27 protein-coding genes are annotated in these 26,862 nt (G+C 59.5%); 14 read left to right on the top strand and 13 right to left on the bottom strand.

The genetic code is table 11. The annotated features are described in order from the left end of the window. Positions 1–140: 140 nt before the first annotated feature. Entirely contained in the window at positions 141–2,297 is a 2,157-nt protein-coding gene (locus AACH55_RS22710) for a primosomal protein N' (RefSeq protein WP_338716920.1), read from the bottom strand. Positions 2,298–3,013: 716 nt separating this feature from the next. After that, positions 3,014–4,093 carry a uroporphyrinogen decarboxylase gene (gene hemE / locus AACH55_RS22715; RefSeq protein ID WP_338720393.1) on the bottom strand — a complete coding sequence of 360 codons (1,080 nt, stop codon included), beginning with the start codon at positions 4,091–4,093 and terminating at the stop codon, positions 3,014–3,016. A gap of 240 nt (positions 4,094–4,333) precedes the next feature. Here hemE and AACH55_RS22720 point away from each other — a divergent pair, with 240 nt between their 5' ends. After that, positions 4,334–5,131: a transporter substrate-binding domain-containing protein gene (locus tag AACH55_RS22720; protein WP_338716921.1), complete on the top strand. Its 798-nt coding sequence runs from the start codon at positions 4,334–4,336 to the stop codon at positions 5,129–5,131. A 27-nt stretch (positions 5,132–5,158) separates the two neighbouring features. Here AACH55_RS22720 and AACH55_RS22725 read toward each other — a convergent pair whose 3' ends face one another. From AACH55_RS22725 to AACH55_RS22775, 11 genes are all read right to left on the bottom strand, one after another. Next, on the bottom strand, positions 5,159–5,971 hold the full coding sequence (locus tag AACH55_RS22725; RefSeq protein WP_338716922.1) for a polyphosphate kinase 2 family protein: 813 nt from the start codon (positions 5,969–5,971) through the stop codon (positions 5,159–5,161). Between the two features lie 53 nt (positions 5,972–6,024). After that, positions 6,025–6,492 (bottom strand): CoA-binding protein, encoded by a 468-nt coding sequence (locus AACH55_RS22730; protein ID WP_338716923.1) that lies wholly within the window; start codon positions 6,490–6,492, stop codon positions 6,025–6,027. 372 nt (positions 6,493–6,864) lie between these two features. Then, positions 6,865–7,287, bottom strand: a complete 423-nt coding sequence (locus AACH55_RS22735) for a F0F1 ATP synthase subunit epsilon (RefSeq protein ID WP_013236284.1) — start codon at positions 7,285–7,287, stop codon at positions 6,865–6,867. Between the two features lie 121 nt (positions 7,288–7,408). Next, positions 7,409–8,809 (bottom strand): F0F1 ATP synthase subunit beta, encoded by a 1,401-nt coding sequence (gene atpD / locus AACH55_RS22740; protein WP_008332979.1) that lies wholly within the window; start codon positions 8,807–8,809, stop codon positions 7,409–7,411. A 57-nt stretch (positions 8,810–8,866) separates the two neighbouring features. Then, positions 8,867–9,739, bottom strand: coding sequence for a F0F1 ATP synthase subunit gamma (gene atpG, locus AACH55_RS22745; protein ID WP_008332980.1), 873 nt, complete (start codon positions 9,737–9,739; stop codon positions 8,867–8,869). Positions 9,740–9,769: 30 nt separating this feature from the next. Next, entirely contained in the window at positions 9,770–11,311 is a 1,542-nt protein-coding gene (gene atpA / locus AACH55_RS22750; protein WP_017449813.1) for a F0F1 ATP synthase subunit alpha, read from the bottom strand. Positions 11,312–11,356: 45 nt separating this feature from the next. Then, positions 11,357–11,890 carry a F0F1 ATP synthase subunit delta gene (locus tag AACH55_RS22755; RefSeq protein WP_338716924.1) on the bottom strand — a complete coding sequence of 178 codons (534 nt, stop codon included), beginning with the start codon at positions 11,888–11,890 and terminating at the stop codon, positions 11,357–11,359. A gap of 1 nt (position 11,891) precedes the next feature. After that, positions 11,892–12,362 (bottom strand): F0F1 ATP synthase subunit B, encoded by a 471-nt coding sequence (locus tag AACH55_RS22760; RefSeq protein ID WP_338716925.1) that lies wholly within the window; start codon positions 12,360–12,362, stop codon positions 11,892–11,894. Positions 12,363–12,436: 74 nt separating this feature from the next. Beyond that, a complete protein-coding gene (gene atpE / locus AACH55_RS22765; protein WP_006461334.1) occupies positions 12,437–12,682 on the bottom strand; it encodes a F0F1 ATP synthase subunit C in 246 nt (81 codons plus the stop codon). A 76-nt stretch (positions 12,683–12,758) separates the two neighbouring features. Then, complete coding sequence (gene atpB, locus AACH55_RS22770; protein ID WP_338716927.1) at positions 12,759–13,580, bottom strand: F0F1 ATP synthase subunit A; 822 nt, start codon at positions 13,578–13,580, stop codon at positions 12,759–12,761. Then, positions 13,577–13,921, bottom strand: coding sequence for an ATP synthase subunit I (locus AACH55_RS22775; protein ID WP_338716928.1), 345 nt, complete (start codon positions 13,919–13,921; stop codon positions 13,577–13,579). The genes atpB and AACH55_RS22775 overlap by 4 nt, the downstream gene beginning before the upstream one ends. A 295-nt stretch (positions 13,922–14,216) precedes the next feature. Here AACH55_RS22775 and AACH55_RS22780 point away from each other — a divergent pair, with 295 nt between their 5' ends. The 13 genes from AACH55_RS22780 to AACH55_RS22840 all read left to right on the top strand — a co-directional run bounded on the left by AACH55_RS22780 (position 14,217) and on the right by AACH55_RS22840 (position 26,798). Next, positions 14,217–14,558 carry a hypothetical protein gene (locus AACH55_RS22780; protein ID WP_338716929.1) on the top strand — a complete coding sequence of 114 codons (342 nt, stop codon included), beginning with the start codon at positions 14,217–14,219 and terminating at the stop codon, positions 14,556–14,558. Positions 14,559–14,673: 115 nt separating this feature from the next. Further along, entirely contained in the window at positions 14,674–15,684 is a 1,011-nt protein-coding gene (gene galE, locus AACH55_RS22785) for a UDP-glucose 4-epimerase GalE (protein ID WP_338716930.1), read from the top strand. A gap of 483 nt (positions 15,685–16,167) precedes the next feature. Then, positions 16,168–17,655 (top strand): radical SAM protein, encoded by a 1,488-nt coding sequence (locus AACH55_RS22790; RefSeq protein WP_338716931.1) that lies wholly within the window; start codon positions 16,168–16,170, stop codon positions 17,653–17,655. A gap of 68 nt (positions 17,656–17,723) precedes the next feature. Then, positions 17,724–18,722, top strand: a complete 999-nt coding sequence (locus tag AACH55_RS22795; protein WP_338716932.1) for a kinase — start codon at positions 17,724–17,726, stop codon at positions 18,720–18,722. Next, complete coding sequence (locus AACH55_RS22800; protein WP_338716933.1) at positions 18,722–19,711, top strand: GDP-L-fucose synthase; 990 nt, start codon at positions 18,722–18,724, stop codon at positions 19,709–19,711. The genes AACH55_RS22795 and AACH55_RS22800 overlap by 1 nt, the downstream gene beginning before the upstream one ends. A gap of 67 nt (positions 19,712–19,778) precedes the next feature. After that, positions 19,779–20,378, top strand: coding sequence for a thiamine pyrophosphate-dependent enzyme (locus AACH55_RS22805; protein ID WP_338716934.1), 600 nt, complete (start codon positions 19,779–19,781; stop codon positions 20,376–20,378). A 15-nt stretch (positions 20,379–20,393) separates the two neighbouring features. Continuing rightward, positions 20,394–20,930: a hypothetical protein gene (locus AACH55_RS22810; RefSeq protein WP_338716935.1), complete on the top strand. Its 537-nt coding sequence runs from the start codon at positions 20,394–20,396 to the stop codon at positions 20,928–20,930. Between the two features lie 31 nt (positions 20,931–20,961). After that, entirely contained in the window at positions 20,962–22,134 is a 1,173-nt protein-coding gene (locus AACH55_RS22815) for a DegT/DnrJ/EryC1/StrS aminotransferase family protein (protein WP_338716936.1), read from the top strand. Between the two features lie 3 nt (positions 22,135–22,137). Continuing rightward, positions 22,138–22,860 (top strand): nucleotidyltransferase family protein, encoded by a 723-nt coding sequence (locus AACH55_RS22820; RefSeq protein WP_338716937.1) that lies wholly within the window; start codon positions 22,138–22,140, stop codon positions 22,858–22,860. Positions 22,861–22,949: 89 nt separating this feature from the next. Then, a complete protein-coding gene (locus AACH55_RS22825) occupies positions 22,950–23,888 on the top strand; it encodes an NAD-dependent epimerase/dehydratase (RefSeq protein WP_338716938.1) in 939 nt (312 codons plus the stop codon). A 16-nt stretch (positions 23,889–23,904) separates the two neighbouring features. After that, the gene (gmhB, locus tag AACH55_RS22830) at positions 23,905–24,462 is read left to right on the top strand and encodes a D-glycero-beta-D-manno-heptose 1,7-bisphosphate 7-phosphatase (protein WP_338716939.1); all 558 of its coding nucleotides are present in this window, start codon (positions 23,905–23,907) and stop codon (positions 24,460–24,462) included. Positions 24,463–24,472: 10 nt separating this feature from the next. Beyond that, complete coding sequence (locus AACH55_RS22835) at positions 24,473–25,621, top strand: glycosyltransferase (RefSeq protein ID WP_338716940.1); 1,149 nt, start codon at positions 24,473–24,475, stop codon at positions 25,619–25,621. Positions 25,622–25,727: 106 nt separating this feature from the next. Beyond that, positions 25,728–26,798, top strand: coding sequence for a methyltransferase domain-containing protein (locus AACH55_RS22840; protein ID WP_338716941.1), 1,071 nt, complete (start codon positions 25,728–25,730; stop codon positions 26,796–26,798). Positions 26,799–26,862: the final 64 nt, after the last annotated feature.

Consider the following 26,862-nt stretch of genomic DNA (forward strand, 5'->3'; position numbering starts at 1 on the left):
AGCAAGCAGCTTGCATGCGGGCAAGCCCTCCGGTTCAGAAAGATGCCTCAATCACAACAAACCGGCCCGCCAGAATTTGACAGAAAACTTCACGCCCGCTTTCACAATCAGCCCGCAGCCCGCCTGGTGCAGCGCTGCCTTCATATATCGACCGGATCGACTTCCAGCGACCAGCGGGCGCGGGTTTTCAACTGCCGCAGTTCGGCCAGCCATTGCTTCAGGAAACCCTGCAGGGCCGGCCGTGACGGGCATTCGATGAGCAATTGCGCGCGCTCGACATTGGCCACCCGCATCAGCGTCATCGGGATGGGTTCGTTGATGGTGATGGCGGGTGCCTCCATCAGGGTGGCGGCTTGCTTCAGGAAGGCCAGGGCCGTATCCAGCTCGCGTGCCTCGGCGCGCAGCAGCGCCTGGTACATGAAGGGCGGGAAATGGGCCTGGCGGCGCTCCTCCAGCAGGTCGCCGGCAAAGCCGTCGTAGTCATGGCGCATCACCGCCTGGTACAGCGGATGATGTGGATAGCGGGTCTGGATCAGCACCTCGCCCGAGCTGCCGTCGGCCGACAGCCCGGCGCGGCCGGCGCGGCCGGCCACCTGCATGAGCTGGGCGAAGAGCCGTTCGCTGGCGCGGTAATCGTGCGAGAACAGCGCGGTATCGGGATTGAGCACGCCGACCAGGGTGAGCTTTTTGAAGTCATGCCCCTTGGCCACCATCTGGGTGCCGACCAGAATATCCACCTCGCCCCGGTGCACGCTGTCGAAAGCGCTCTGGGCCGAGCCCTTCAGGCGGGTCGAATCGGCATCGATGCGCAGTACGCGGGCGCCGGGGAAGATCGCCTGCAAGCCCTCTTCCACCCGCTGGGTGCCCCGTCCCAAGGGTTGCAGGTCGACATTGCCGCAGGTCGGGCAGGCGCGCGGAATGGCCAGCTCCAGGCTGCAATGGTGGCAGCGCAGGCGGCGTTCGGGACGATGCACCACCATGAAGGCATCGCAGCGCATGCAGTTGCTGATCCAGCCGCAGGCATCACAGGCCAGCACCGGGGCATAACCGCGACGGTTGAGGAACAGCAGCGACTGCTCGCCCTGCTCCAGGCGCTTGCGCACGGCCGCGATCAGGCCGGCGGTGAGGCCATCGACGGGCTTGTCGCGCTCCATGTCGATCACCTTGACGGTGGGCAGTACCGCCTGCCGGGCAGCGCGCTGGCGCAGTTCCAGCCGGCGATAGCGGCCGGCCTGGGCGTGGTGCCAGGTTTCCAGCGAAGGCGTGGCCGAGCCCAGCACCACCGGAATGCCCAACTGGTGCGCCCGCCACACCGCCAGATCGCGGGCGGAATAGCGCAGCCCTTCCTGCTGCTTGTAGGAGGGATCGTGTTCCTCGTCGATGACGATGAGCTTGAGCGCGGGCAGCGAAGACAGGATCGCCAGCCGCGTGCCCAGCACGATGTGGGCCTGTCCCAGGTGCGCGGCCAGCCAGTTGCGGGCGCGCTCGCCCTCGGCCAGTCCGCTGTGCAGCGCCACCACGTTCAGATGCGGGAAGCGCGCGCGGATGTTGCCTTCCAGCTGGGGGGTGAGGTTGATTTCGGGCACCAGCACCAGGATCTGCGCGGCGGCCGTCTGTGTCGGCGCGGCGGGCTGTGCCGCCGCCTCGTCAGCCGCGCGGCGCAGGATGGCGGCGGCGGCCTGCAGGTAGACCTCGGTCTTGCCGCTGCCGGTCACGCCGTACAGCAATAGCGGCGCAAAGCCACGGGCACCGGCAATGGCCTCCACGGCCTGCTGCTGGGCCGGGTTCAGGGGCGGTGCCGCGCCCAGTTGCAGCGGGTCCGGTGAGGCCGGCGCTTCAGTCACCGCCAACTCGACGGGGCTGGCCTCTGCCTCTGCGCGCGCCTTGCGCCTGGTCTTGGTCTTCTTGGGTGCGCTCAGGCGGCCCAGGGCCTTGAGCGCCTTGTCCAGCGCCACCGTGGTCAACGCGCGCAGGTTCTTGGGCAGGCCGGGCAGCATCACCTCGCCCAGCGGACGCTGGTAGTAATCGGCGGCGAAGCCGCACAGTGCCAGCCAGTGCGCCGACATCGGCGGCAACTGGTGGCGCACCGCGATGACGTCCTTGATCTTGTCGGCCTGCAAGTCGGTCTGCTCGGCGTGGCCGACCACCACGCCGACGGCTTCGCGGCGGCCAAACGGCACCACCACCAACTGGCCGATGGCCGGCATGGACTCTTCCGGCGTGGCAGCCTGCCAGCGGTAATCGAAGACGGTATGCAGGGGCGTATCGAGCGCCACCTGGAGCAGACGTTGTTCCACGAACTTAATGTAAATCCTGAAAAACCCGGCTAAGCCTCGGTTTCATCGTCATTTTTGGACCTATCCACATAGTTTGTGGATAACTTTGGGGACAAGTCCCTCTTGACATGTCTCCACGCAGTGTGGCTGTGGCTTGCGATGCGCTGCCCAAATGGAGGGCAAAAAATTAGATCAACAAAATCAATGACTTATAAATGCAATCCCAAGCAGGAAAAATATTTTTACATAGAATCTTTGTGCATGTGCCAAATGCATCCTGTGTGCATAAGTCCTTGTCTGGAGACCACGGCCACGGCGTTTGTCAAGTCTTGACCGACAAAATTTTGTCTACTTTGGACGGCAATCCATCGCCTCTCTGTCCTACAAACTTAAAGTAAACCTTCAAAGATTTCGATAAGCGGCGGTTTTGTAAACGCTTTTGGATCTTATGCACAGCGCCTGTGGACAACTTTGTTGACAAGTGGGTCTTGACAAGTCCACAGCCCTCGGCTGGCGCGGTTTCCAGCCATATCGCGCCTGATGGGTCAAAAAATAAACCCAACAAAATCAACGACTTGTGAAACACAAGCTTCACAAACCTTCATATTCCAATAAATTTAATTCTCAACCAGAAAATGCGCAGGGATGTGCATAAGTCCCCGTCCAATGGCAAGGATGTGCATATGGACTTGCCCATCCGCACAGATACGAACAGATAGCGACAGATATGCGCATGTTCAATTGCGCAGGGACCGGCTGATCTCATGCACCGCCTGGGCCAGGGTGGCCACTGCTTCCGGCGGGGTGTGCTGGGAGATGCCATGGCCCAGGTTGAACACGTGGCCGCTGCCGGGGCCAGGGCGGCCGAAGGACTCCAGCAGCTTGCGCACTTCGGCCTGGATGGCCTGGTCGCCCGCGAAGAGCACGTTGGGGTCGAGGTTGCCTTGCAGGGCCACCTTGTCGCCCACCCGGCGACGCGCTTCGCCCAGGTTGACAGTCCAGTCCAGGCCCACGGCGTCGGCACCGATGGCGGCGATCTGCTCCAGCCACAGGCCGCCGCCCTTGGTGAAGACGATCACCGGAATCTGCTGGCCATCCTGCTGCCGCTGCAACTGGCTCACCACCTGCTGCATGTAGGCCAGCGAGAATTGCTGGTAGATGCCATCGGCCAGCGCACCGCCCCAGGTGTCGAAGATCATCACGGCCTGGGCACCAGCGGCGATCTGGGCGTTCAGGTAGGCGGCCACGGCATCGGCATTGATCTTGAGGATGTGATGCATCAGGTCAGGGCGGCGATAGAGCAGGCTCTTGACCAGGCGGAAATCATCCGAGCCGCCGCCTTCGACCATGTAGCAGGCCAGCGTCCAGGGGCTGCCGGAGAAGCCGATCAGCGGCACCCGGCCGTCGAGTTCGCGGCGGATCTGGGTGACGGCCTTGAAGACGTAATCCAGCTTGCCCAGGTCGGGCGCCTGCAGCGCCTGGATGGCGGCCTCGTCGCGCAGGGGACGCTCGAACTTGGGCCCCTCGCCATCGGCGAAATACAGGCCCAGGCCCATGGCGTCGGGCACGGTGAGGATGTCCGAGAACAGGATGGCGGCATCCAGCGGATAACGTTCCAGCGGCTGCAGCGTGACCTCGGTGGCGTAGTCGGGGTTGGTGGCCAGGCCCATGAAGGAGCCGGCGCGGGCGCGCGTGGCGCGGTATTCCGGCAGGTAGCGGCCGGCCTGGCGCATCAGCCACAGCGGCGTGTACTCGGTGGGCTGGCGCAGCAGCGCACGCAGGAAGGTATCGTTTTTGAGCGGAGCGAAGGTGGACATGGAAGAAGAAGAGGACATGGTCGGCCTGCAATGCGGTCTGACGACAATCCGGCATTATCTCATCCTCCGCGCCTGGCTTTCCGGCTAATTGTCATGAACGGCGCGCACCAATATTGATGTAGGTCGTGGCACACGTTTTGCTATGATCTGGCGGCTGCCATCAGCCGGTCTTTCCGATCCATTCCGGTCAACAAGAGACGGACCGAATCCATCGCTCATCACACCCCACGAGGAGGCTCCATGAAGTCCATCATCCGCACCGCCCTGCTGGCGGGCCTGGCGGCCCTGTCACTTGTCCTGTCGCTGTCGGCAGCCCGCGCCGAAGAGGCCGTCCCCGCATCGCGCCTGGACCAGGTGCTCAAGTCCGGCAAGCTGCGCATCTGCATGACCGGCGACTACAAGCCCTTCACCTACTATCGCCCCGACCAGACCTTCGAGGGCATGGACGTGGAACTCGGCCAGTCGCTGGCCAAGTCGCTGGGCGTGGAAGCGCAGTTCATCAAGACCACCTGGAGCACCCTGATGAATGACTTCATCGCGCAGTGCGACGTCGGCATGGGCGGTATCTCCGTCACCCTGGACCGCGCCCGCAAGGCGGCCTTCTCCGAGACCGTGATGGTCGATGGCAAGGCCCCCATCATCCGCTGTGCCGACAAAGACAAGTTCCGCAACTTCGACATGATCGACCAGCCCGGCACCCGCGCCATCGTCAACCCGGGCGGCACCAACGAACGCTTTGCCCGCTCCGGCTACAAGCACGCCACGCTGCTGCTGCATCCCGACAACGTGACCATCTTCCAGCAGATCATCGATGGCAAGGCCGACGTGATGGTGACCGACGCCAGCGAAACGCTGTGGCAATCCAAGATGCATCCGGAACTGTGCCCAGTGCAGCCGGACCAGCCGCTGCAGTTCGCCGAGAAGGCTTACCTGCTGCCGCGCGGCGATGTCGCCTTCAAGGCTTACGTCGATACCTGGCTGCACCTGGCCAAGGCCACCGGCGAATACCAGCGCATCTTCGACAAGTGGCTGAAGTAAGCTGATGGCGCGGCCCCGGCCTGTGCCTCAATCGAACTTGAGTTCCTTCAGTTCAGGCTTGGGATCGGGGAAACGCAGTTTGAGCTTCTGCAGGGTCTCCAGGACCACATTGGCCACCAGCAGGTTGCGATGGGTCTTGGAGTCGGCCGGCACCACATACCAGGGCGCATGCAAGGTGCTGGTCTGACGCAGCACCTCCTGATAGCGCTGCTGGTAGGCGTCCCAGAACTTGCGCTCGGCCAGGTCCTGGGGATCGAATTTCCAGTGCTTGTTGGGATCATCGATGCGCGATTGCAGGCGTGACTTCTGCTCGGCCTTCGAGATGTGCAGGAAGAATTTGATCACCACCGTCCCGGTTTCCCACAGCATGCGTTCAAAGTCGTTGATCTGGCGATAGCGGCGCTTGCACTCCTTGTCATCGATCCAGTCATGCACGCGTGTGATGAGCACGTCCTCGTAGTGACTGCGGTTGAATACCGCGATCTCCCCCGCCACCGGCACCTGCGCATGCACGCGCCACAGATAATCGTGGGCCAGCTCGATGGCGGTCGGCCCCTTGAAGTTGGCGATGCGGATACCCTGGGGATTGACCGCCGCAAAGACGTCATTGACGGTGCCATCCTTGCCGCTGGTATCCATGCCTTGCAGGACCACCAGTACCTTGTGCTTGTGGCCGGCATAGAGCATCTGCTGCTGCAGGCCGATCTCGGCCGCCAGACGCTGCACGGTGGCGCGATCGGTTTCCTTGTCGCCGCTGGACAGTGGTTTGGTCGAGGCGTCGCTTTCCTTGAGGACGAACTTGGGGTGGACCATGAATTGCGGGCCGATTTTCTTTGCCATGCTGTCTCGCTTTTTTTCGTTATAAATGATTTCCGTATTTCACCACCCCGGCATTACAACACGCCATGCGACTGCCCCATGGCATGTTCGATCTTGATGCACTTGTCCATGACCACCTTCAGTCCGGCCGCACGCGCACGGGCAGCGGCTTCTTCGTGAACGATGTCGAGCTGCATCCATACACATTCGGCGCCGATGGCGATGGCCTCATCGACGATGGGCGGGATGTCGGCCGACTTGCGGAAGCAATCGACGATGGCGATGCGCCGGCCTTCCTGGGCCAGTGCCGCGCTGGCCTGCTGCAGGCTGGCATGGCAGTACTCGCCGAGGATGGTCTGGCCGGCATACATCGGATTGACGGCGACGATGCGGTACCCCGCTGACTGCATATAGGCCGCCACGTCAAAGCTGGCACGCTCGGGGCGGTTGGACAGGCCGACCACGGCAATGATGGGCTTGCCGTACTGGCGCGCTGTGGTCGGAGAAGGGGATGCGGAAGATGCGGGTGCAGCTGACGACATGGGGGCTCCTGTCCGGCTGGATTGAAATGAGGCTGATGCTCTAAATGATTTGGTCGGACAGAATTGGTTCTGTCCTTCACGTCAGCGCACTTTACCCGAGGATGAAAGTTGCCGCAGCGCCAGTACGTGCGACGCGAGGGCAAGCTTGATCCAGATTAATTCATACGGCCTGGAAGCCGCCAGATCTGGTCAGTCTTGGAGCCGCCGACGCCCCGGCTCGGCATCTGCAAGGATGAACTCTTTATGCGCAGGAGAGGAAACGAGCGCGCATGAAAAAAGGCAGCCGAAGCTGCCTTTCATTTACCGCTGTATTGCTGTACTGCTGTGCTGCCGTGCCGGGACGCTCCTCGCAGGGAAGAACGCCGCTGCCGATCAGCGCTTCTGACGCAACTTCTGGATCGCGGCCAGCTGTGCGACAGCGGCGGCCAGTTCGGCCTGGGCTGCAGCGTGGTCGATCTTGGAGTCACGGTTGACCAGCGCTTCTTCGGCCAGACGCTTGGCTTCGGCGGCCTTGGCTTCGTCCAGGTCGGCACCACGGATGGCGGTGTCGGCCAGCACGGTCACGGCGTCGGGCTGCACTTCCAGGAGGCCACCGGCCACGAACACGAATTCCTCGTGCGCCTGACCCGGGACCTTGATACGGACAGCACCTGGCTTGATGCGCGTGATCAGCGGGGTGTGACGGGGATAGATACCCAGTTCACCCGCTTCGCCCGGCAACGCGACGAATTCTGCCTCGCCGGAGAAGATTTCCTCTTCCGCCGAGACCACGTCCACGTGAATAGTATGTGCCATGTCGTTTCCTAGTCGATTGACCGCCCCTGCGAACAGGGGCGGCGCCAATAAATCAAAATTTACTTACCTGCCAAGGTCTTCTCGGGTGGTGCACCCGAGATCGACCACGGCATGGTCAGTCTTAGTTGATCTTCTTGGCCTTTTCGATTGCTTCGTCGATGGTACCGACCATGTAGAACGCTTGTTCCGGCAGGTGGTCCAGTTCGCCGCTGGCGATCATCTTGAAGCCCTTGATCGTGTCCTTCAGCGAAACGTACTTGCCCGGGGAACCGGTGAACACTTCGGCGACGTGGAAGGGCTGCGACAGGAAACGTTGCATCTTGCGAGCGCGTGCGACGATCAGCTTGTCTTCCGGTGCCAGTTCGTCCATGCCCAGAATCGCGATGATGTCGCGCAGTTCCTTGTAGCGCTGCAGGGTGCCCTGAACAGCGCGCGCGGTCTCGTAGTGCTCCTGGCCGACCACTTGCGGGTCCAGCTGGCGCGAGGTCGAGTCCAGCGGATCGACGGCGGGGTAGATACCCAGCGAGGCGATGTCACGGGACAGAACGACGGTCGAGTCCAGGTGGGCGAAGGTGGTTGCCGGCGACGGGTCGGTCAAGTCATCCGCAGGGACGTACACGGCCTGGATCGAGGTGATCGAGCCGGTCTTGGTCGAGGTGATACGCTCTTGCAGGCGGCCCATTTCTTCGGCCAGCGTCGGCTGGTAGCCCACGGCGGACGGCATACGACCCAGCAGCGCGGACACTTCGGTACCGGCCAGGGTGTAACGGTAGATGTTGTCGACGAAGAACAGCACGTCCTTGCCTTCGTCACGGAAACCTTCCGCGATGGTCAGGCCGGTCAGCGCCACGCGCAGACGGTTGCCCGGCGGTTCGTTCATCTGGCCGTAGACCATGGCGACCTTGGAATTGGTCGGGTTTTCCAGGTCCACCACCTTGGCTTCTGCCATTTCATGGTAGAAGTCGTTACCTTCACGGGTACGCTCACCAACACCGGCGAACACGGACAGACCGCTGTGCGCCTTGGCGATGTTGTTGATCAGTTCCATCATGTTCACGGTCTTGCCCACACCGGCACCACCGAACAGGCCGACCTTACCACCCTTGGCGAACGGGCACACCAGGTCAATCACCTTGATGCCGGTTTCCAGCAGCTCTTGCGAGGGCGACAGTTCGTCGTACGCGGGAGCCTTGCGGTGGATCGAAGCGGTTTGCTCGTGCGAGACCGGACCGCATTCGTCGATCGGGTTGCCCAGCACGTCCATGATGCGACCCAGGGTCGCGGTACCGACGGGGACCGTGATCGGCTTGCCGGTGTTCGAGATGGTCAGGCCGCGGCGCAGACCGTCCGACGAACCGAGCGCAATGGTACGGACCACGCCGTCGCCCAGCTGCTGCTGGACTTCCAGGGTCAGATCCGAACCTTCCAATTTCAAGGCATCGTAAACCTTGGGCATCGCATCGCGCGGAAACTCCACGTCCACCACAGCGCCGATACACTGAACGATTTTGCCATCAGCCATTTTCGTTCCTTCAATAGATAAAATTTAAATTCTGTTTCGCTACGCTACGCCAGCTGATCAGCCGACCGCAGCCGCACCGGCGACGATTTCCGACAGCTCTTTGGTAATGGCGGCCTGGCGAGTCTTGTTGTAGACCAACTTCAACTCACCGATCACGCTACCTGCGTTGTCGCTGGCGGCCTTCATCGCGACCATGCGCGCCGATTGCTCGGAGGCCATGTTCTCGGCGACGGCTTGATAGATCAGCGCTTCGACGTAACGCACCAGCAGTTCGTCCACCACGGATTGCACATCGGGCTCATAGATGTAGTCCCAGGAGTGCGCACCCTCGTCAGCCTTGAGCTTGTCGCTGGTCAGCGGCAGCAGCTGCTGCAGGGTGGCTTCCTGCTTCATCGTGTTGATGAACTTGGTGTACACCAGGTACACCGCGTCCAGCTTGCCTTCCTGGTAAGCGTCGAGCAGCACCTTGACGGGGCCGATCAGCTTTTCCAGGTGCGGCGTATCACCCAGTTGCGTCACGTTGGCGGCCACACGGGCGCCGATGCGATTCAGAAAACCCAAACCCTTGTTGCCAATGGCGACGGTTTCAATGGACTTGCCCTGGCCTTCCAGTTCACGGAACTTGTTGGTCAGCAGACGCAGCGAGTTGGTGTTCATGCCGCCGCACAGACCCTTGTCGGTCGTGACGACGATGAAACCAACGCGCTTGGCCGTGTCCTGCTGGACCATGAACGGGTGCACGTACTCCGGATTGGCCTGCGACAGGTTGGCCGCAATGTTGCGGATCTTGTCGCTGTACGGGCGGGCTGCGTGCATCCGGTCCTGCGCCTTGCGCATTTTGGATGCCGCGACCATTTCCATCGCCTTGGTGATCTTCTTCGTATTTTCTACGCTCTTGATCTTGCCACGTATCTCTTTACCTGTAGCCATGAGTAAGACTCCTTATAGCTTCAGTAAGAATTAGTACGCGCCGGATTTCTTGAAGTCAGCGATGGCGGCTGCCAGGGCTGCCTCAGCATCCTTATCCAGTTGCTTGGTGTCTTCGATCTTCTTGAGCAGGTCAGCGTGGCTGGTCTTCATGAAGTTGTGCAGAGCCGACTCGAAGGCCAGGATCTTCTTCACTTCGACGTCATCCATGTAGCCCTTGTTGACGGCGAACAGGGTGACGGCCATGATCGAGATCGATTGCGGAGTGTACTGAGCCTGCTTCAACAGTTCGGTCACGCGCGCACCGCGGTCCAGCTGCTTGCGGGTGGCTTCGTCCAGATCGGAAGCGAACTGCGCGAAGGCAGCCAGTTCACGGTACTGTGCCAGGTCGGTACGGATACCGCCGGACAGGCCCTTGATGACCTTGGTCTGAGCAGCGCCACCGACGCGCGACACCGAGATACCGGCGTTGATCGCAGGACGGATACCGGCGTTGAACAGCGAAGTTTCCAGGAAGATCTGGCCGTCGGTGATCGAGATCACGTTGGTCGGAACGAAGGCCGAAACGTCACCAGCCTGGGTTTCGATGATCGGCAGTGCGGTCAGGGAACCGGTCTGGCCCTTGACTTCGCCGTTGGTGAACTTCTCGACGTAATCGGCGTTCACGCGGGCAGCACGTTCCAGCAGGCGGCTGTGCAGGTAGAACACGTCGCCAGGATAGGCTTCACGGCCCGGCGGACGGCGCAGCAGCAGCGAGACCTGACGGTAGGCCACGGCTTGCTTGGACAGATCGTCATACACGATCAGGGCGTCCTGGCCGCGGTCGCGGAAGTATTCGCCCATGGCGCAACCCGAGTAGGCCGACACGTATTGCATCGCTGCCGATTCGGAGGCGGTCGCTGCCACGACGATGGTGTATTCCATCGCGCCGTGGGCTTCCAGTGCGCGCACCACGTTCTTGACCGACGAAGCCTTCTGGCCGATCGCAACGTAGATGCAGGTCATGTTCTGACCCTTTTGATTGATGATGGCGTCGATCGCAACAGCGGTCTTGCCGGTCTGGCGGTCGCCGATGATCAGCTCGCGCTGGCCACGGCCGACGGGCACCATGGAGTCGATCGACTTCAGGCCGGTCTGCATCGGCTGCGACACGGACTGACGCGCGATCACGCCCGGAGCGATCTTCTCGATCGGGGCGGTCAGCTTGGCGTTGATCGGACCCTTGCCGTCGATCGGCTGGCCCAGTGCGTTGACGACGCGACCCTTCAGTTCAGGACCGATCGGCACTTCCAGGATGCGGCCGGTGCACTTGACCAGATCGCCTTCGGAAATGTGTTCGTACTCGCCCAGGATAACGGCGCCTACCGAGTCACGCTCCAGGTTCAGCGCCAGGCCGAAGGTGTTGCCCGGGAATTCCAGCATCTCACCTTGCATCACGTCGGACAGACCATGGATACGGCAGATACCGTCGGACACGGAGATGACCGTGCCCTGATTGCGAATCTCAGCGGTATCGCCAAGGCCTTGGATCCGGCTCTTGATCAGCTCGCTGATTTCAGATGCGTTGAGTTGCATACTAACTCCTAAAAATTGTTCTTTCGCTTAGCCAGCCAGAGGCACTTACGCGGCCAGAGCAGCTTGCAGCTGCTGCAGCTTCGCGCGCACGGAGGTATCGAACACTTCGTCGCCGACCACGACGCGCACACCGCCAATCAGGCTGCTGTCGACCGTCACGGAGGGGTTCAGCTTGCGGCCGAACTTCTTCTCCAGTGCCGCGACCACATCCTTGACCTGGGCATCGCTGAGCTCAAAGGCGCTCACGATGTTGGCATCGGCCGAACCTTCCGCCGTGTTCTTGAGCACGTGGAACTGTTCGGCGATCTGCGGCAGCAGCACCAGGCGGCCGTTGTCCACCAGCGTCTTGACGAAATTGGTCGCCTCGACGGACAACGGGGTCTTCACGGCGGCGGCAAACACTTCAGCCAGCTTGTCGTGCGTTACGGAAGGATTCTGCGCCAGAGCCTGCACCTCGGGATGCGCTGCCACCTGGGCCATCTCGTCGACGAGATCGGACCAGGCTGCCAGGCTGCCTGCCTTGGCCACACGGAACAAGGCTTCGGCGTAAGGACGAGCGATCGTTGCGAGTTCGGCCATATTACAGCTCTGTCTTCAGTTGATTCAGCAAGTCGGCGTGAGCAGCCGCATTCACTTCGCGCTTGAGGATCTGTTCCGCGCCCTTGACGGCGAGCGTTGCGACCTGGCCGCGCAGTTCTTCACGCGCCTGGTTCACTTGCTGTTGAGCGTCTGCCTTGGCGTTGGCGATGATGCGGGCAGCTTCTTCAGCAGCCGTCTTCTTGGCTTCTTCGATGATCAGCTGAGCGCGCTTTTCGGCTTCGCCGATGCGCTTCTGGCCTTCATCACGTGCCGACGCCAGTTCGCCCTGGATGCGCTTTTCGGCGGCGGCCAGATCGGCGCGACCGCGGTCAGCGGCTGCCAGCCCGTCCGCAATCTTCTTGGCGCGTTCGTCGAGCGCCTTAATCAACGGCGGCCACACGAATTTCATCGTGAAGCCGGCGAGGATGAAGAAGACCACGAACTGTGCAATCAATGTTGCATTTAAGTTCACGGTAATTTCCTTCTCAGAATAACGAGTGCCGGAACCAATCGTCCGGCAGATGAGAATCGGCTATGAAGCGCGAATTACTTGGCGATGAACGGATTTGCGAAGGCGAACAGCATGGCGATACCAACGCCGATCAGGAAGGCGGCGTCGATCAGGCCGGCCAGCAGGAACATCTTGGTTTGCAGGGTGTTCATCAGTTCAGGCTGACGTGCGGATGCTTCGAGGTACTTACCGCCCATGATCGCGATACCGATACAAGCGCCGATAGCACCCAGGCCAATGATCAAACCGCAAGCCAGAGCAACGAAAGAGACATCAGTCATGACAATTCCTTAAGAAAAGTTAAATTAAATACAAAACCAAAAAACAAACTGAAAAACAGGTACTGCAAGCCTTGTGTTAGTGCGCTTCGTGCGCCTGGCCCAGGTAAACCAGTGTCAACATCATGAAGATGAATGCTTGGAGCAACACGATCAGGATGTGGAAAATTGCCCAGATAGAACCGGCGATCACATGGCCGATGAAGCCGAATGCGGTCGCGGTCGATCCCAGCAATGCGATCAGCAGGAACAACAGTTCGCCTGCATACATGTTGCCGAACAGTCGCATGCCCAGGGACACGGTCTTGGCGGCGAATTCGATGATGTTCAGCAGCAGGTTGAACGGCGCCAGCCAGATGCCGAAAGGTGCTGCGAACAGTTCGTGGATGAAGCCGCCGGCACCCTTGATCTTGACGCTGTAGTACAGCATCAGGGCCAGCACGCCCAGGGCGATGCCCAGGGTGCCATTGAGGTCGGCGGTCGGAACGATGCGGTGGTGCATTTCACCCAGGCCGAACAGGCCAAGGATGCCGGAAGCCAGGTCCACCGGCAGGAAGTCCAGCGAGTTCATCAGGGCGACCCAGACGAACACGGTCAGCGCCACCGGGGCGATGAAGGTGCGGTCACCGTGGACGATGGCCTTGGACTGGTCTTCGACCATTTCCACGACCATCTCGACGAAGGCCTGGAAACGGCCCGGCACGCCCGAGGTCGCCTTGCGGGCGGCCAGGAACATGAAGAAGCAGGCGACCACGCCACAGAACACGGACCAGAAGATGGTGTCCACGTTCAGATTGGAGAAATCGACGATCTTGGTCTGGTGATGGGTGGAGAAGTGTCCGAGGTGGTGGACGATATATTCAGAGGCTGTCGGCGCGTGCTCTGCGGCTTCTACGGTCATGGTCGGTGTCTAAACAGTAAAATGAAATAACTCTTAAGCACCACGATGAAGCTCAGCAAAAATGCGAGCCAGTGAACACCGTGGTACAACCAAACGATTGCGCCCATGAGCGCAAAGGTCGTAGCAATCTTGATAAATTCCCCGAAGAAAAACGTCATCGGGTTGGTACCACCGGGTTTCTGCGCACTGACATGAAGTCGCAGTGCAAACAGGGCATTGGGAACGACACAGCAGACGCCTCCCAACAATGCGGACCACAGCGCCGGAAGTCCGCCGAGCATGCCCGCCACCAGGGCGGCGACGACCGTGGTTACGAGCTGCAAGAGAATGATGCGCAGCATATCTATCCAATATCGTGCATGCGCCGCACCCTTTACGAGCAGACGGCATCTTAAAAGCCCGGCGATTATAAAGGTTCGTTTTCTGGTAAGTCAAACCTTTTGCAGCCAGATCAAGGGCTTATCTGGGGCACTTCGCGGCGAGTTGTGGCAAATAAGCAGCCACTTCGATTTTTTGCGGCGCAACAAGGAAACTTTGCCGCGGCACGCTTGTCGCCGACCCGCCCTTCCGGCTTGAGGGATTTTCCCTTCCCGCCTGTTTATTCATCTTTGTGCATTCCGCCATGAAATGGCGCGAATGAAGGTCGTGCTGACCGGATGTGACGCCGATCACGAAAACAGCGCACAATTTAATCAAAAACGCCGCCCGACGCCAGCGAAATATCCCGCAAATTCAATGATTTACGGAAATTCGCCAGGCGCTCGCAAACGTTTTCAGGATCCGCTGACATTTTGTCAGCAAAACCACAGAGATCAGACGACCCGGCTCGCTTTTTCCCACCCCATGTTGCAGCACAGCGAAGACCGGCAAAAAGTGAGCCGGCTCACCAGACCGGCGCAGTGGTCGAACCGTGCCGGCGACGGCTTTCTGCCTTGTCGCTACAGGAGCACGCCAAGTTGCCGAAATGGAAGGATATGAAGAAAAAGTCCGGTTGATCCACGCTTGGGCCGCGAGCTTCCCATGCTCTAATCGATGGGAATCGCACGGAGTCTGACATAATCACGACGTTGCCAACTTATCAAGCGAAGCTCACATGAATATTCTTGTCACCGGCGGTGCCGGTTATATCGGTTCCCATACCTGCGTGGAATTGCTGAAGGCAGGTCATGAAGTCATCGTGTTCGACAACTTCTGCAACAGCAGCCCTGAAGCTGCCGCGCGGGTTCAGCAGATTACCGGCCGCAAGCTCTCGCTGGTCAAGGGCGACATCCGCAACCGCGAGCAGCTGGAAAGCGTGCTGCGAGAATTCAAGTGCGAGGCGGTGATTCATTTCGCCGGTCTCAAGGCCGTGGGCGAATCGGTGGAAAAGCCGCTGATGTACTACGACAACAACGTGGTGGGCACCGTGCGCCTGCTGGAGGCGATGGAGGCCACCGGCGTGAAGACCATCGTGTTCTCTTCCTCGGCTACGGTCTATGGTGATCCGCAATACCTGCCGCTGACGGAATCGCATCCGCTGTCGGCCAGCAATCCCTATGGCCGCAGCAAGATCGTCATCGAAGACATGCTGCGCGATTACCATCGCGCGCATCCCGACTGGAAGATCGCCCTGCTGCGCTACTTCAATCCGGTGGGCGCGCATGAGAGCGGGCTGATCGGCGAAGACCCGGGCGGCATCCCCAACAATCTGATGCCTTACGTGGCACAGGTCGCCGTCGGCCGCCGTGAAAAACTGAACATCTGGGGCGGGGACTACCCCACCCCCGACGGTACCGGCGTGCGCGATTTCATCCATGTGGTCGACCTGGCCACCGGCCACCTGGCTGCCCTGCAGGCGCTGACCGAACCGCAATGCTTCGCCGTCAACCTGGGCACCGGCAATGGCTACAGCGTGCTGGATGTGGTCAAGGCCTACGAGAAGGCCGCGGGCAAACCTATTCCCTACACGATCGCGGCACGCCGTCCGGGCGACATCGCCTCCTGCTATGCCGATCCGGCCGAAGCGCGCCGCAAGCTCGGCTGGGAAGCCAAGCTGGGGCTGGACGCCATGTGTGCCGATTCGTGGCGCTGGCAGCAGATGAACCCCAACGGGTTCAAATCTTGAGCTGAAGCTTCAGCATCATGACCTTCGGTACGGACGGCGGGGCTTCATCGGCAGCAAACTCATCCTTGAGTCTGAACAGCCGATCCCTCAAGTGATCTCCACTGCTCCGGCACGAATCTGCTGCCCGCCTAACAGTGGCGATAGTCAGCAGATTCGGGAAAAAATATATACAGCAGCAGCTCGCCGACATGCGTTACTAACGCGCCAATGACCTCGACGAAGACTTCGGCTCCCCCGCCGTAGAAGGCCAGGCAAGCGGAGATAGGCCAGGAGTGACGCGCCCTTGGCTGCGCTAATACAAAAGGTAGACGGGAAAATCCCCTGTAATCCTCCCATACGAATTAATGAATCCACGTAGACTGACTTAATCCATGACGTCCTGCCAGCCTGCAGCATGGAGATAAGCCGTTTTGCCTTGCCCAATCGATGCATTATGGAAATTCTGGCCGATAGCATCGCAAGCGCCATAAGGAGATCGCCAACGTGCCAGAAGCAAAGAACATCGACGTCGTCCTGATCAATCCCGGCAGCCGCCAGGCCGTCTACCAGAAACTAGGCGACGAACTGTCGGCCATTGAACCGCCGTCACTGGCCGGTCTGTTTGCCACCTACCTGCGTCGCCACGACATGTCGGTGGCCATTGTCGATGCGCCCGCTCATGGCCTGAATCCGCAACACGTCGCCGAACTCGTCCAGCAGCAACATCGGCCTACCCTGATCGTGATGGTGGTCTACGGTTTCCAGCCCTCGGCTTCCACCCAGAACATGCCCGCCGCCGGTGAAACCTGCGCAGCTCTCAAGCAGTTGATGCCGAATTGCCGCATCATGATGACGGGCACCCATCCTGCCGCCCTACCCGAGCGAACGCTACGCGAGGAACGCATCGACTTCGTATGCGACCGCGAAGGGCCGGAAACCATTCTTGGCGTGGTACGCGCGCTCAAGAGCGGCGCCAGCTCCTTCGCCGGCATCCCAAGCCTCTGGTACAAGGTGGGTGGCGTGATCATGTCCAACCCGCCGGGAGAACTGATGGAGAATCTGGACGAAGAAATGCCTGGTGTGGCATGGGATCTTTTGCCCATGGACAAGTATCGCGCCCACAACTGGCATTGCTTCGACCATATCTTCGATCGCAAGCCCTACGTGTCTATGCACACCAGCCTGGGCTGCCCCTATAAGTGCTCGTTCTGCTGCATCAACGCGCCGTTTGGCAAGCCATCCTACCGGATGTGGTCGCCCGACGCCGTAATCAAGGAAATTGATCTGTTAGTCAGCCGGTACGGCGTCAAGAACATCAAGTTCGTCGACGAGATGTTCGTCCTTAACCCGAGCCACGTCCTGGGCATCTGCGACCATATTATCGAGCGCGGCTACGACCTTAACATCTGGGCCTACGCCCGCGTCGATACCGTCAAGGACTCCTTCCTGGAGAAGCTGCACAAGGCCGGCTTTCGCTGGCTGGCGCTGGGCATTGAATCAGGCAGCAAGATGGTGCGCGACGGCGTGGAAAAAGGCCGGTTCGCTTCGACGGACATCATCAAGACCGTACGCAAGATCCAGGATGCCGGCATCAACGTGATCGGCAACTATATCTTCGGACTACCCGACGATACCCAACAGTCCATGCAGGAAACGCTGGAACTGGCGCTAGAAGCCAACTGCGAGTTTGCCAACTTCTACTGCGCCATGGCCTATCCCGGCTCAAAGCTTTACACCATGGCACTGGCAAAGAACTGGGAACTTCCCGACAATTGGATAGGCTATTCGCAGCACAGCTACGAATGCCTGCCACTGCGCACTGAGGTGCTTACATCGGCCGAAGTGCTCAAGTTCCGTGACGAAGCCTTCACTCGCTACTTCACCGCCCCAAGCTACTTGGCGCTGGTGCAGCGCAAGTTCGGCGCGGACGTGGTTCAACACCTGCAGGAAATGACCAAGATCAAACTGCGCCGCAAAATCCTCGGCGACTGAGTTTGCGCGGTGCCGTCCGTGGCGCTGTGCGGCTGCCCAGGTGCGTCAGTTAAATACGGATAACGATAATGATCATCACCCGCACTCCCTTCCGCATGTCCTTCTTCGGCGGCGGCACCGACTATCCCGGCTGGTATGCCGAACACGGCGGCGCTGTGCTGGCTACCAGCATCAACAAGTATTGCTACATCACCTGCCGCTATCTGCCGCCGTTCTTCGAACACAGGCACCGCATCGTGCACTCGCTCATTGAAAACGTGCAGAGCATCAATGAGATCAAACACCCGGCGGTACGTGGCATCCTCGGCTGGACCGGCTGCGAGCGCGGGCTGGAGATCCACCACGACGGCGACTTGCCCGCGCGCTCCGGACTGGGATCAAGTTCCTCGTTCACCGTGGGTCTGCTTCACGCGCTGGCAGCACTCGAAGGCCGCTACGCCTCCAAGGAATATCTGGCCAGTACCGCCATCCATATCGAGCAGAATGTCCTTGGGGAAAATGTCGGATCGCAGGACCAGGTATCGGCCGCCTACGGTGGCTTCAACCTGATCGAATTCCATCGCAATGGCGGCTTCTCCACATCGCCGGTAGTGCTGCGCCAAGAGCGCCTGGATGAATTCCAGAGCCATCTCATGCTGTGTTTCACCGGCTTTTCCCGCATCGCGTCGGAAGTAGCAAAATCGCAGATCGAGAATCTGCATCAACGGCAGGCGCAGCTGCACCGCATGCGCGAAATGGTCGACGAAGCCATCGCAATCCTGCAGAGCGAAACTATTGCCATCGATGAAATCGGCAAACTGCTGCATGAGAGTTGGTTGTGCAAACGCGCCCTATCGGACAAAGTTTCCACCAGCGAAATCGATCATCTGTACCAGGAAGCGATCAAAGCCGGCGCCATCGGCGGCAAGATCATGGGTGCGGGCGGTGGCGGCTTCCTGATGCTGTTCGCCAAACCCGAAAATCATGATGCCGTCCGCAAGCGCCTGAGCCACCTCATCCATGTACCCTTCAAGTTTGACGAAGGCGGCAGCCGCATCGTCATGTATCAACCCAACGGATTGAATTGATGAACCGGCCCACCATAGTGAAGCTCCCGGCTGACATGCCACCGCGCGATGTGCCCGTCTTCGTGGCTGGTCATACCGGGCTGATCGGCTCGGCTATCCAGCGCGCCCTGCAAGCAGCCGGCTACCATAACCTGATCAACCGCACGCACGCCCAACTGGACCTGCGCGACAAAGGACAGGTAGATGCCTTCTTCGAGCGCGAACGGCCTGCGTATGTCATGCTCGCTGCCGGCAAGGTCGGCGGCATCCTGGAAAACCAGAGCTTCCCCGCCGACTTCATTGATGCCAACCTGGCGATCTCGCTCAATGTCCTGGGCGCCGCGCATCGCGTCGGCGTGAAGCGGCTGGTGATGTTCGGTTCGTCTTGCATGTATCCGCGTGAAACCAGTCAGCCCATGCCTGAGTCGGCCCTGTTGACCGGTCACCCGGAACCGACCAGCCTGCCCTATGCCATCGCCAAACTGGCCGGCGTACAACTGTGTCTGGCCTACAACCGCCAGTATGGCCAGCAGCGTTTCATCCCGCTCATTCCCAACAGCGCCTACGGCCCCAACGACAACTTTGATCCCAAGTCCGGTCATGTCCTCTCGGCGCTGTTGTCACGCTTCCACCATGCCAAGACTGAGGGGGCTCCAACGGTCGCGCTATGGGGAAGCGGCACGCCGCGTCGCGAATTCATCCACGCCGATGACATCGCCACCGCATCGCTGCTGATGATGAGGGAAGAGTTACCCGAACTGTCCCTGCCTATGAACGTAGGCTCGGGCAGCGATATTTCCATACTAGAGCTGGCCGAGACAATCGCCGCCGTGGTCGGCTATGAAGGTCGCATCGAATTTGACCGTAGCAAACCGGACGGTGCCCTGCGCAAGCTGCTCGACAGCAGACTCATGCACCAGCAGGGCTGGCATGCGCAGGTAAGCTTGGAGCAAGGACTGCATGATACCTACTCCTGGTACCTGCAAAATAAGGCCAGCCAGGCTTCCTAGCCAGCGTGCCGCTAAGGAAGGTTTCGATGAAACCGGCGCTACGGCGCCATTTTAATTTGGTGAAATAATGACGAAAGACGAGCTCATTGCCTTCGAAGAGGAAATTGCGGCGACATTCAACGCCGGCAAGATCCGCGCGCCAGTCCATCTGTACTACGGCAACGAAGAAGAGATCATCAAGGTATTCAAGAATATCCGGCCACAGGATTGGATATTCTGCTCCTGGCGTTCACATTACCAGTGCCTGCTCAAGGGAGTACCGCCACAGCAGGTGCGCGACGAGATCCTGGCAGGCCGTTCGATTTCGCTATGTTTCCCCGAACACCGGATCTATTCCTCGGCGATTGTCGGCGGCGTACTGCCCATCGCGGTGGGCACGGCCATGTCAATTCAGCGTAGCGGTGAAGATGCACGCGTCTACTGCTTCATGGGCGAGATGACCTCTGAAACCGGCATCGCCCACGAATCTATCAAGTACAGCCGCAACCACAACTTGCCCATCCACTTCGTGGTGGAAGACAACGAGAAATCGGTCTGCACCGACACCCGCGAAGCATGGGCACAGCCCACGTTGAGCTACCAGGATGTCAACGATGATTACATCACCTACTACCGTTATCAAACCAAATATCCGCATGCCGGCGCCGGCGTGCGTGTACAGTTTTAAGGCAAAGGCCGAGCAATGAAATACTTTGATGAACTGAAGCGCTCAATGGATTTCCTCGCCCAGGACCCACGTACGGTATTCATGGGCCAGGCCGTGGCTGTAGCGGGTACCGCCATGAGCAATACCCTCAAGGATGTGCCCCGTGAGCGACTCATCGAACTGCCGGTAGCCGAAGAAATGCAGATGGGCATGACCACCGGAATGGCGCTCAACGGCGTCGTGCCGGTAAGTATCTTTCCGCGCTGGAACTTTCTGCTGTGTGCCATGAGCCAGCTGATTAGCCATCTGGACAAGATTGATGTCATGTCCAACGGAGGCTACAAAGCCAAGGCCATCGTGCGCACCGGCATCGGCGCGCAGCGTCCGATGCATCCGCAACACCAGCACATCGGCGACTTTACCGATGCATTGCGCCTGATGTGCAGCACCATCGAGGTAATCCGCCTGGATGAACCGGAGGATATCTTCCCTGCTTACGAGCGCGCACTGCTGCGAGATGATGGCCGCAGCACCATCATCGTCGAGTACGGCGATTACTATAACGAGAAATGATTCTCCCCTTAGAACCAGCCTACGGAACAGCATGATGAAATACCCCCTGATGAGAAACAACATCCTGCGCGAAGACCTTGATGCGGTCATCGAACATTTGCGCCAGGACGACCCTATCCTCACCAACGGCCCCAACGTACGCGCCTTCGAGAAAGAATGGTCGGAGTGGCTCGGGGTGAAATACAGCGTATTCGTCAATTCGGGGGCATCGGCCAACCTGCTGAGCATGGCGGTGCTCAAGCTGCGCCATCCGGAAGGCGGCGAGGTGATCGTGCCGCCACTGACCTGGGTGTCTGACATTGCTACCGTGATCCAGTGCGGCTTCACGCCGGTCTTCGCAGATATCGACCCACACTCGCTGGCAATGGCGCCGGATCAAATCCTGGCGAAGATCAGCGAGCGCACCCGTGCGGTCTTCTTGACTCACGTGCAGGGCTTCGACGGCCTAACAGATGAGTTATTGAGCGAACTGGAAAGCCGCAATATCCCTCTCATCGAAGATGTCTGCGAGTCTCACGGTGCAACCCACAATGGCCGGCGACTGGGCAGCTTCGGCTGGATGTCCAACTTCTCGTTCTATTATGCCCACCATATGAGTACGATCGAGGGTGGCATGGTCTGCACCAACGACCCCGAGGTCTATCAGCAGGTACGCATGTTGCGCTCACACGGCATGGTGCGCGAAGCCACCGACGACGATCTGAAGCTACGGTATCGTCAGCAGTATCCGCAGCTCAACCCGGATTTCATCTTCGCCTACCCTGCCCACAATGTGCGCAACACCGAAATCGGTGCCATCTTGGGCCGTAAGCAACTCAAACGTCTCGACGCGAATTGCGCGCGCCGCACCGTCAACATGATGCGCTTCCTGAAACAGATCGACAGCCAGCGCTACCGTGTCGACTTCAAGACCGAAGGCTCCAGCAACTACGCATTCAACCTGATCCTGCGTGATGCCGATGAACAATTCGTCGAACGTCTGATGCAGACCATGCGCAGCAATGGCATCGAGTTCCGCCGCGGCAGCGCTGGCGGTGGCAATCAGGTGCGGCAGCCCTACCTTAAGGGCATCGTCCCAGCCGATCATTACCAGCAGTTCCCGCAGACCGAGCACGTCCACTTCTACGGCTTCTATATCGGTAACTTCCCCGATCTCGCCGATGCCGAGGTGGACGACATCTGTCGCATTCTCAACGCGGTCTGAGCGATGGCAATCCAGTCTGCCGTGATCCTTGCTGGAGGCCTGGGCACACGCTTGCGTAGTGCAGTGCCGGATCTGCCCAAGCCGATGGCACCCATCAAAGGGCGCCCTTTCCTCGAATACCAGCTCGACTACTGGATCGCCCAGGGCATCAGACATTTCGTGCTGGCCGTGGGTTATCGCCATGAAGCCATCAGCGGCTACTTCGGTAGCAACTACCGCGGCACGAGGCTGGATTACGTCATTGAGCAAAGCCCGCTCGGAACCGGAGGCGGCATACTGCTTGCGCTGCAGAAACTGCCAGCGCAGCAACGCTTCCTTCTGCTCAACGGCGATACCTATTTCGCCGTGCAGCTGCGCGTACTGGAGCAATTCGCGACCGATCGAGACAGTGACTGGTGCTTCTCGCTCTTCCGTACCCGCCAGACCAGCCGCTACCTCGGCATGGGCGTGAGCGAGGAAGGTTCCATTACCGAGCTCAAGTCGAGCCAGGATGGCGATGAATGCCTGGCAAATGGCGGCGTCTATTGCATCCATCCACGCGCCGTCGCCAGTCTTGGTGTACAAGCCGGGGATAGTGTCTCGCTGGAGAACGACCTGTTCCCGCGCGCGTTCGCAGCAGGACAGCGCATGGTCGGACTAGCCTTTGAAGGCAGCTTCATCGATATCGGCATCCCCGACGACTATCACCGTGCCGCCAGCGTCATGCAGGTCAAGGAGCAGACATGAAAACGACGATGCCCGACATACTGTGCGAGAGTGTGCAATCAGCCCTCTTCGGCGACTAATTTTCCGTTCTCTACAAAGGATTTTTCATCATGTCTTACAACATCCTCGTCACCGGCGGCGCCGGCTATCTCGGTTCCATCCTGGTGCCTGCACTTCTGGCTGATGGCCACAAGGTGACCGTGCTGGATAACTTGATGTACGGACAGACCAGCCTGTCGCATGTCTGCTACCACGACAACTTCAAGGTCGTGCGTGGTGATATCCGCCTGGAAAAGACCATGCTGCCGCTGATGCAGCAGGCCGACATCATCATCCCGCTGGCGGCCTACGTGGGGGCGCCCCTGTGCAACAAGGATCCGATCGGTGCCACCTCGGTCAACCATGACGCCATCCTGATGATGCTCAAGCACCTGAGCCCGCAACAGCGTCTGCTGATGCCCACCACCAACAGCGCCTATGGTTCGGGCGATGAAAATAATTTTTGTACCGAGGAATCGCCGCTGCGTCCGATCTCGCAATACGCCATCGAAAAGGTTGAGATCGAGAAGGCCATCATGGAACACCCCAACGCCATCAGCTTCCGCCTGGCCACGGTGTTTGGCATGTCGCCCCGCATGCGGATCGATCTGCTAGTCAATGACTTCACCTACCGCGCCGTATACGACCGGTTCGTGATGCTGTTCGAACCGCACTTCAAGCGTAACTATGTGCACGTGCGCGACGTCACCCGCGCCTTCCAGCACGGCATTGCCAACTTCGAGACCATGAAGGGCCAGATCTACAACGTCGGACTGTCCGATGCCAATGTCTCCAAGATGGAATTGTGCCAAGTGATCTCCCGTCACGTACCCGAATTCATCTTTGCTGAAGCAGCCATTGGCAAGGATCCGGATCAGCGCAACTACATCGTGTCCAACGCCAAGATCGAAGCGACCGGCTTCAAAACGGAGTTTTCGCTTGATCGCGGTATCGCCGAACTGGTCAAGGGTTACACGATGGTCAAGAACACCAAATATGGCAATGTCTGAGCAACCTCGCCCTTGTGTGTTCATCGATCGCGATGGCACGCTCAATGTTGAGAAGAACTATCTACATCTGTATCAGGATTGGGAGTGGATCCCCGATTCGGTAGAGATGCTGAGGCAGCTTCGCGAGGGCGGTTTTCTCAACATAGTGGTGACCAACCAGGCGGGTGTGGCGCGCGGCTACTATGACGAGGCAGCCATCGCGCGCCTGCATGCCCGGGTAGACGAGGATTTACGTGCTGTCGGCAGCGGCATTGACGCTTACTATCATTGCCCGCACCATCCGCAGCACGGCGTCATCCGCAACTGTGATTGCCGCAAGCCCGCGCCAGGCATGCTGCTGCGCGCTCAGCGTGAGTGGAACATTGATCTGGCGCAGTCATGGATGGTCGGCGACAAGCTCAGCGATATCGAAGCCGGGCTGGCCGCCGGCGTGCGCTGCGTGCTCGTACAAACCGGCTATGGACGCGAAGAACAGGAACACTGTCCGGCCGGCGTATTCCAGGCAGAAGACTTTGCCCGGGCAGCTGCCCTGATCCTGCAGCAAACCCGCGGTGCTCGCACCGCTCTTCTCTGAGGTAGCCTACGTGACTTCTCCCGCTCCCCGCATCCTCTTCATCTTTCTGGAGTTTCCGGACTGGCGCATGGCACGCAGCCTGGCGTACACCACCCAGATGGGGATGGAACAGACACTACGCCAAAGCGGCGCCGACGTCCTGAGCGTTCCCAGCATCTACGGCATGGATAACAATTCGCGTGGCAACTGGCCCTCGCGTCTGCGCCAGATGATCGGCCAACGCAGCTACGACCAGGTCTGGATCGAGCTGGTACATGCCGACTATGACGAGGACTTCCTGACCTGGGTCGCCAGCTTGGCGCCTGTACGTCTGGGATTCGTGATGGAATCGCTGCAGTACGAGCCTTACGTTTATGAGCTGGAGCCCAATCTCAGGGAGCGTCGGCAACGGGTGGTGAAGCGAATGGCGCACATGACCCACGTGTTACTGGTCGACGAGCAGGATGCTGGAGAGCTCAACCAAAGTGGGCAGATTCAGGCCATGTGGTGGCCGCAGACGGTACCGCGTGCCAGCATTCAGGTCGCACCGACGACGACCAATTCCTACGCAGTCTTCTACGGCGCACTGTATGGCAAGCGCCAGGACTGGATGAAGCATCCCAAACTGAATGGTTTGCTGGTACAACCGGGGCCATCGATGGAATATCAGACCGACTACCCAGCCCTGTTCGACCGCCTGCAGAGCCTGACCACCCACGCTCTGGGAATGGGGCTGCAGGCCACGCCTCAGATGCTTGAGCGTTATCTCGGATTGCTACGTACCCTGCGCCACGACATCTTCAGCCTGTGGCTGCGCAGTCTGCAGAAAGGCGTGGCGGTGGCGAACCTGCCTTCGTTCTTCCAGGGCTTCCCGAGCCGAGTCTATGAAGGCATGGCGGCGGGCAAGCCGGTCATCTCCTGCAGCATACCGGGTCGACCGCGCACCAATGCACTGTTCCAGGACGAACAGGACATCCTGCTCTACGATCCGGAATCACCCGAACATCTGGCCCATCAGATCGACCGCCTGAACAAGGATCGGGTACTGGCCCAACGCCTGGCCACCAATGCCCGTCAGAAGATACTCACGTTGCATACCACCGAGCTACGCGTCGCGCAGATTCTGCGCTGGCTGAGAGACGGAGTAGAAGTCGATTTCAGTCGTTCGGAGCCAATATGAACTGCTACAATCTTCAGCACCTGCATCGATCCATCGGCGCGGAACCATCCGCTGGATGCGTCGCTGGAAGCTCTTTCCTTTTCAAGTTCTACTCATAGGAACCATCGTGACTGCCGCAAGTTTCTTCATCAAGCCGGGCTATCAGTCCCGCACGCAACCGGAATACTATGCCGACATCCACGATGACGGTACAGTCTGGCAACCCGAGGTTTATCCGCTAGCCGCCACTCTGGCACGCCAGCATGGTTGCCGCTACATCATCGATATCGGCTGCGGACGTGCACGCAAGCTATCCATGATGTATCCCGAATTCCAGATCATCGGCTTGGACTTCGGAAGCAACCTGGAGTATTGCCGTGCCAACTACCCGTTCGGCAACTGGGTCGAGGTAGATCTGGAAAACAGCGACGGCGTGCAGTTTCCGCCTGATGTGCTGCAAAACGCTGTGGTGATCAGCTCCGACGTGATTGAGCATCTGGTCAATCCGACCCCTCTCATGGCACTGATCCGCTCCTATCTGTTACATGCCAAGGTGGCTGTGATCTCTACACCCGAACGCGATCTGGAGCGCGGTTATCAGGATATGGGGCCACCGGGTAACCCCACACACATCCGCGAATGGAATCTGGCCGAACTGGAAGCGATGCTCAGCAACGCAGGCTTGCGTCCCGCTTACTGTGGACTGACCATCAGCAACAATCGTGAGATGCAGCGCAAGACTTCGCTGGCAGTGGTGCCTGGTGTGAGTCTGAATTCCTTGGCAGTGCGCGATCTGGGCGTATTCTGCGAACGCTGGCTGGCCGCCTCACCGGAAATGCGCGAAGCCGACAACGGCAATTATCTGCGGGACTTGGCTCAGCTCGAGCGTATGGTCGAGCAAACTCAGGTCGCGACCCAGCCGCTGCTGGCACCGATGACTCCGCTGGAGATTGGTATGGGTCACATCGAGGCAGCTCGCTACGAGGAAGCCTTCAAGGTGCTGACAGAAGCCCTGAAGACTGATGGACAGAATCCTGCCGTCGTGTTTCAGTTGGGTCGCCTGGCGGCCATCTGCAACATGAACGATGATGCCAAGGAACTCTTCTACCAAGCGGCATTACGTGCACCAGAGGTGGTAAAGGACATTGTCGACTTCTTCCAGGAACGCCTGACAAGAGCGCGTGCCGGTCTGGAATGAGCGGCTGCGTTCATGAAAAACGCTTGGGGGAATAATGCCGGTCAATAAGGCATCACAGAGTTAG

The sequence above is a fragment of the Herbaspirillum sp. DW155 genome (genome assembly GCF_037076565.1).
Taxonomy (GTDB): domain Bacteria; phylum Pseudomonadota; class Gammaproteobacteria; order Burkholderiales; family Burkholderiaceae_D; genus Herbaspirillum.

Excerpts from the sequence above, each read along its gene's own strand:
- atpE (WP_006461334.1), bottom strand. The coding sequence starts at position 12,682 with ATGACTGATGTCTCTTTCGTTGCTCTGGCTTGCGGTTTGATCATTGGC.
- atpA (WP_017449813.1), bottom strand. The coding sequence starts at position 11,311 with ATGCAACTCAACGCATCTGAAATCAGCGAGCTGATCAAGAGCCGGATC.
- AACH55_RS22815 (WP_338716936.1), top strand. The coding sequence starts at position 20,962 with ATGATGAAATACCCCCTGATGAGAAACAACATCCTGCGCGAAGACCTT.
- AACH55_RS22755 (WP_338716924.1), bottom strand. The coding sequence starts at position 11,890 with ATGGCCGAACTCGCAACGATCGCTCGTCCTTACGCCGAAGCCTTGTTC.
- AACH55_RS22735 (WP_013236284.1), bottom strand. The coding sequence starts at position 7,287 with ATGGCACATACTATTCACGTGGACGTGGTCTCGGCGGAAGAGGAAATC.
- AACH55_RS22805 (WP_338716934.1), top strand. The coding sequence starts at position 19,779 with ATGACGAAAGACGAGCTCATTGCCTTCGAAGAGGAAATTGCGGCGACA.
- AACH55_RS22720 (WP_338716921.1), top strand. The coding sequence starts at position 4,334 with ATGAAGTCCATCATCCGCACCGCCCTGCTGGCGGGCCTGGCGGCCCTG.
- AACH55_RS22780 (WP_338716929.1), top strand. The coding sequence starts at position 14,217 with ATGAAGGTCGTGCTGACCGGATGTGACGCCGATCACGAAAACAGCGCA.
- AACH55_RS22730 (WP_338716923.1), bottom strand. The coding sequence starts at position 6,492 with ATGTCGTCAGCTGCACCCGCATCTTCCGCATCCCCTTCTCCGACCACA.
- AACH55_RS22820 (WP_338716937.1), top strand. The coding sequence starts at position 22,138 with ATGGCAATCCAGTCTGCCGTGATCCTTGCTGGAGGCCTGGGCACACGC.
- atpB (WP_338716927.1), bottom strand. The coding sequence starts at position 13,580 with ATGACCGTAGAAGCCGCAGAGCACGCGCCGACAGCCTCTGAATATATC.
- AACH55_RS22725 (WP_338716922.1), bottom strand. The coding sequence starts at position 5,971 with ATGGCAAAGAAAATCGGCCCGCAATTCATGGTCCACCCCAAGTTCGTC.
- AACH55_RS22795 (WP_338716932.1), top strand. The coding sequence starts at position 17,724 with ATGATCATCACCCGCACTCCCTTCCGCATGTCCTTCTTCGGCGGCGGC.
- AACH55_RS22775 (WP_338716928.1), bottom strand. The coding sequence starts at position 13,921 with ATGCTGCGCATCATTCTCTTGCAGCTCGTAACCACGGTCGTCGCCGCC.
- hemE (WP_338720393.1), bottom strand. The coding sequence starts at position 4,093 with ATGTCCACCTTCGCTCCGCTCAAAAACGATACCTTCCTGCGTGCGCTG.
- galE (WP_338716930.1), top strand. The coding sequence starts at position 14,674 with ATGAATATTCTTGTCACCGGCGGTGCCGGTTATATCGGTTCCCATACC.
- atpG (WP_008332980.1), bottom strand. The coding sequence starts at position 9,739 with ATGGCTACAGGTAAAGAGATACGTGGCAAGATCAAGAGCGTAGAAAAT.
- AACH55_RS22825 (WP_338716938.1), top strand. The coding sequence starts at position 22,950 with ATGTCTTACAACATCCTCGTCACCGGCGGCGCCGGCTATCTCGGTTCC.
- AACH55_RS22810 (WP_338716935.1), top strand. The coding sequence starts at position 20,394 with ATGAAATACTTTGATGAACTGAAGCGCTCAATGGATTTCCTCGCCCAG.
- atpD (WP_008332979.1), bottom strand. The coding sequence starts at position 8,809 with ATGGCTGATGGCAAAATCGTTCAGTGTATCGGCGCTGTGGTGGACGTG.
- AACH55_RS22800 (WP_338716933.1), top strand. The coding sequence starts at position 18,722 with ATGAACCGGCCCACCATAGTGAAGCTCCCGGCTGACATGCCACCGCGC.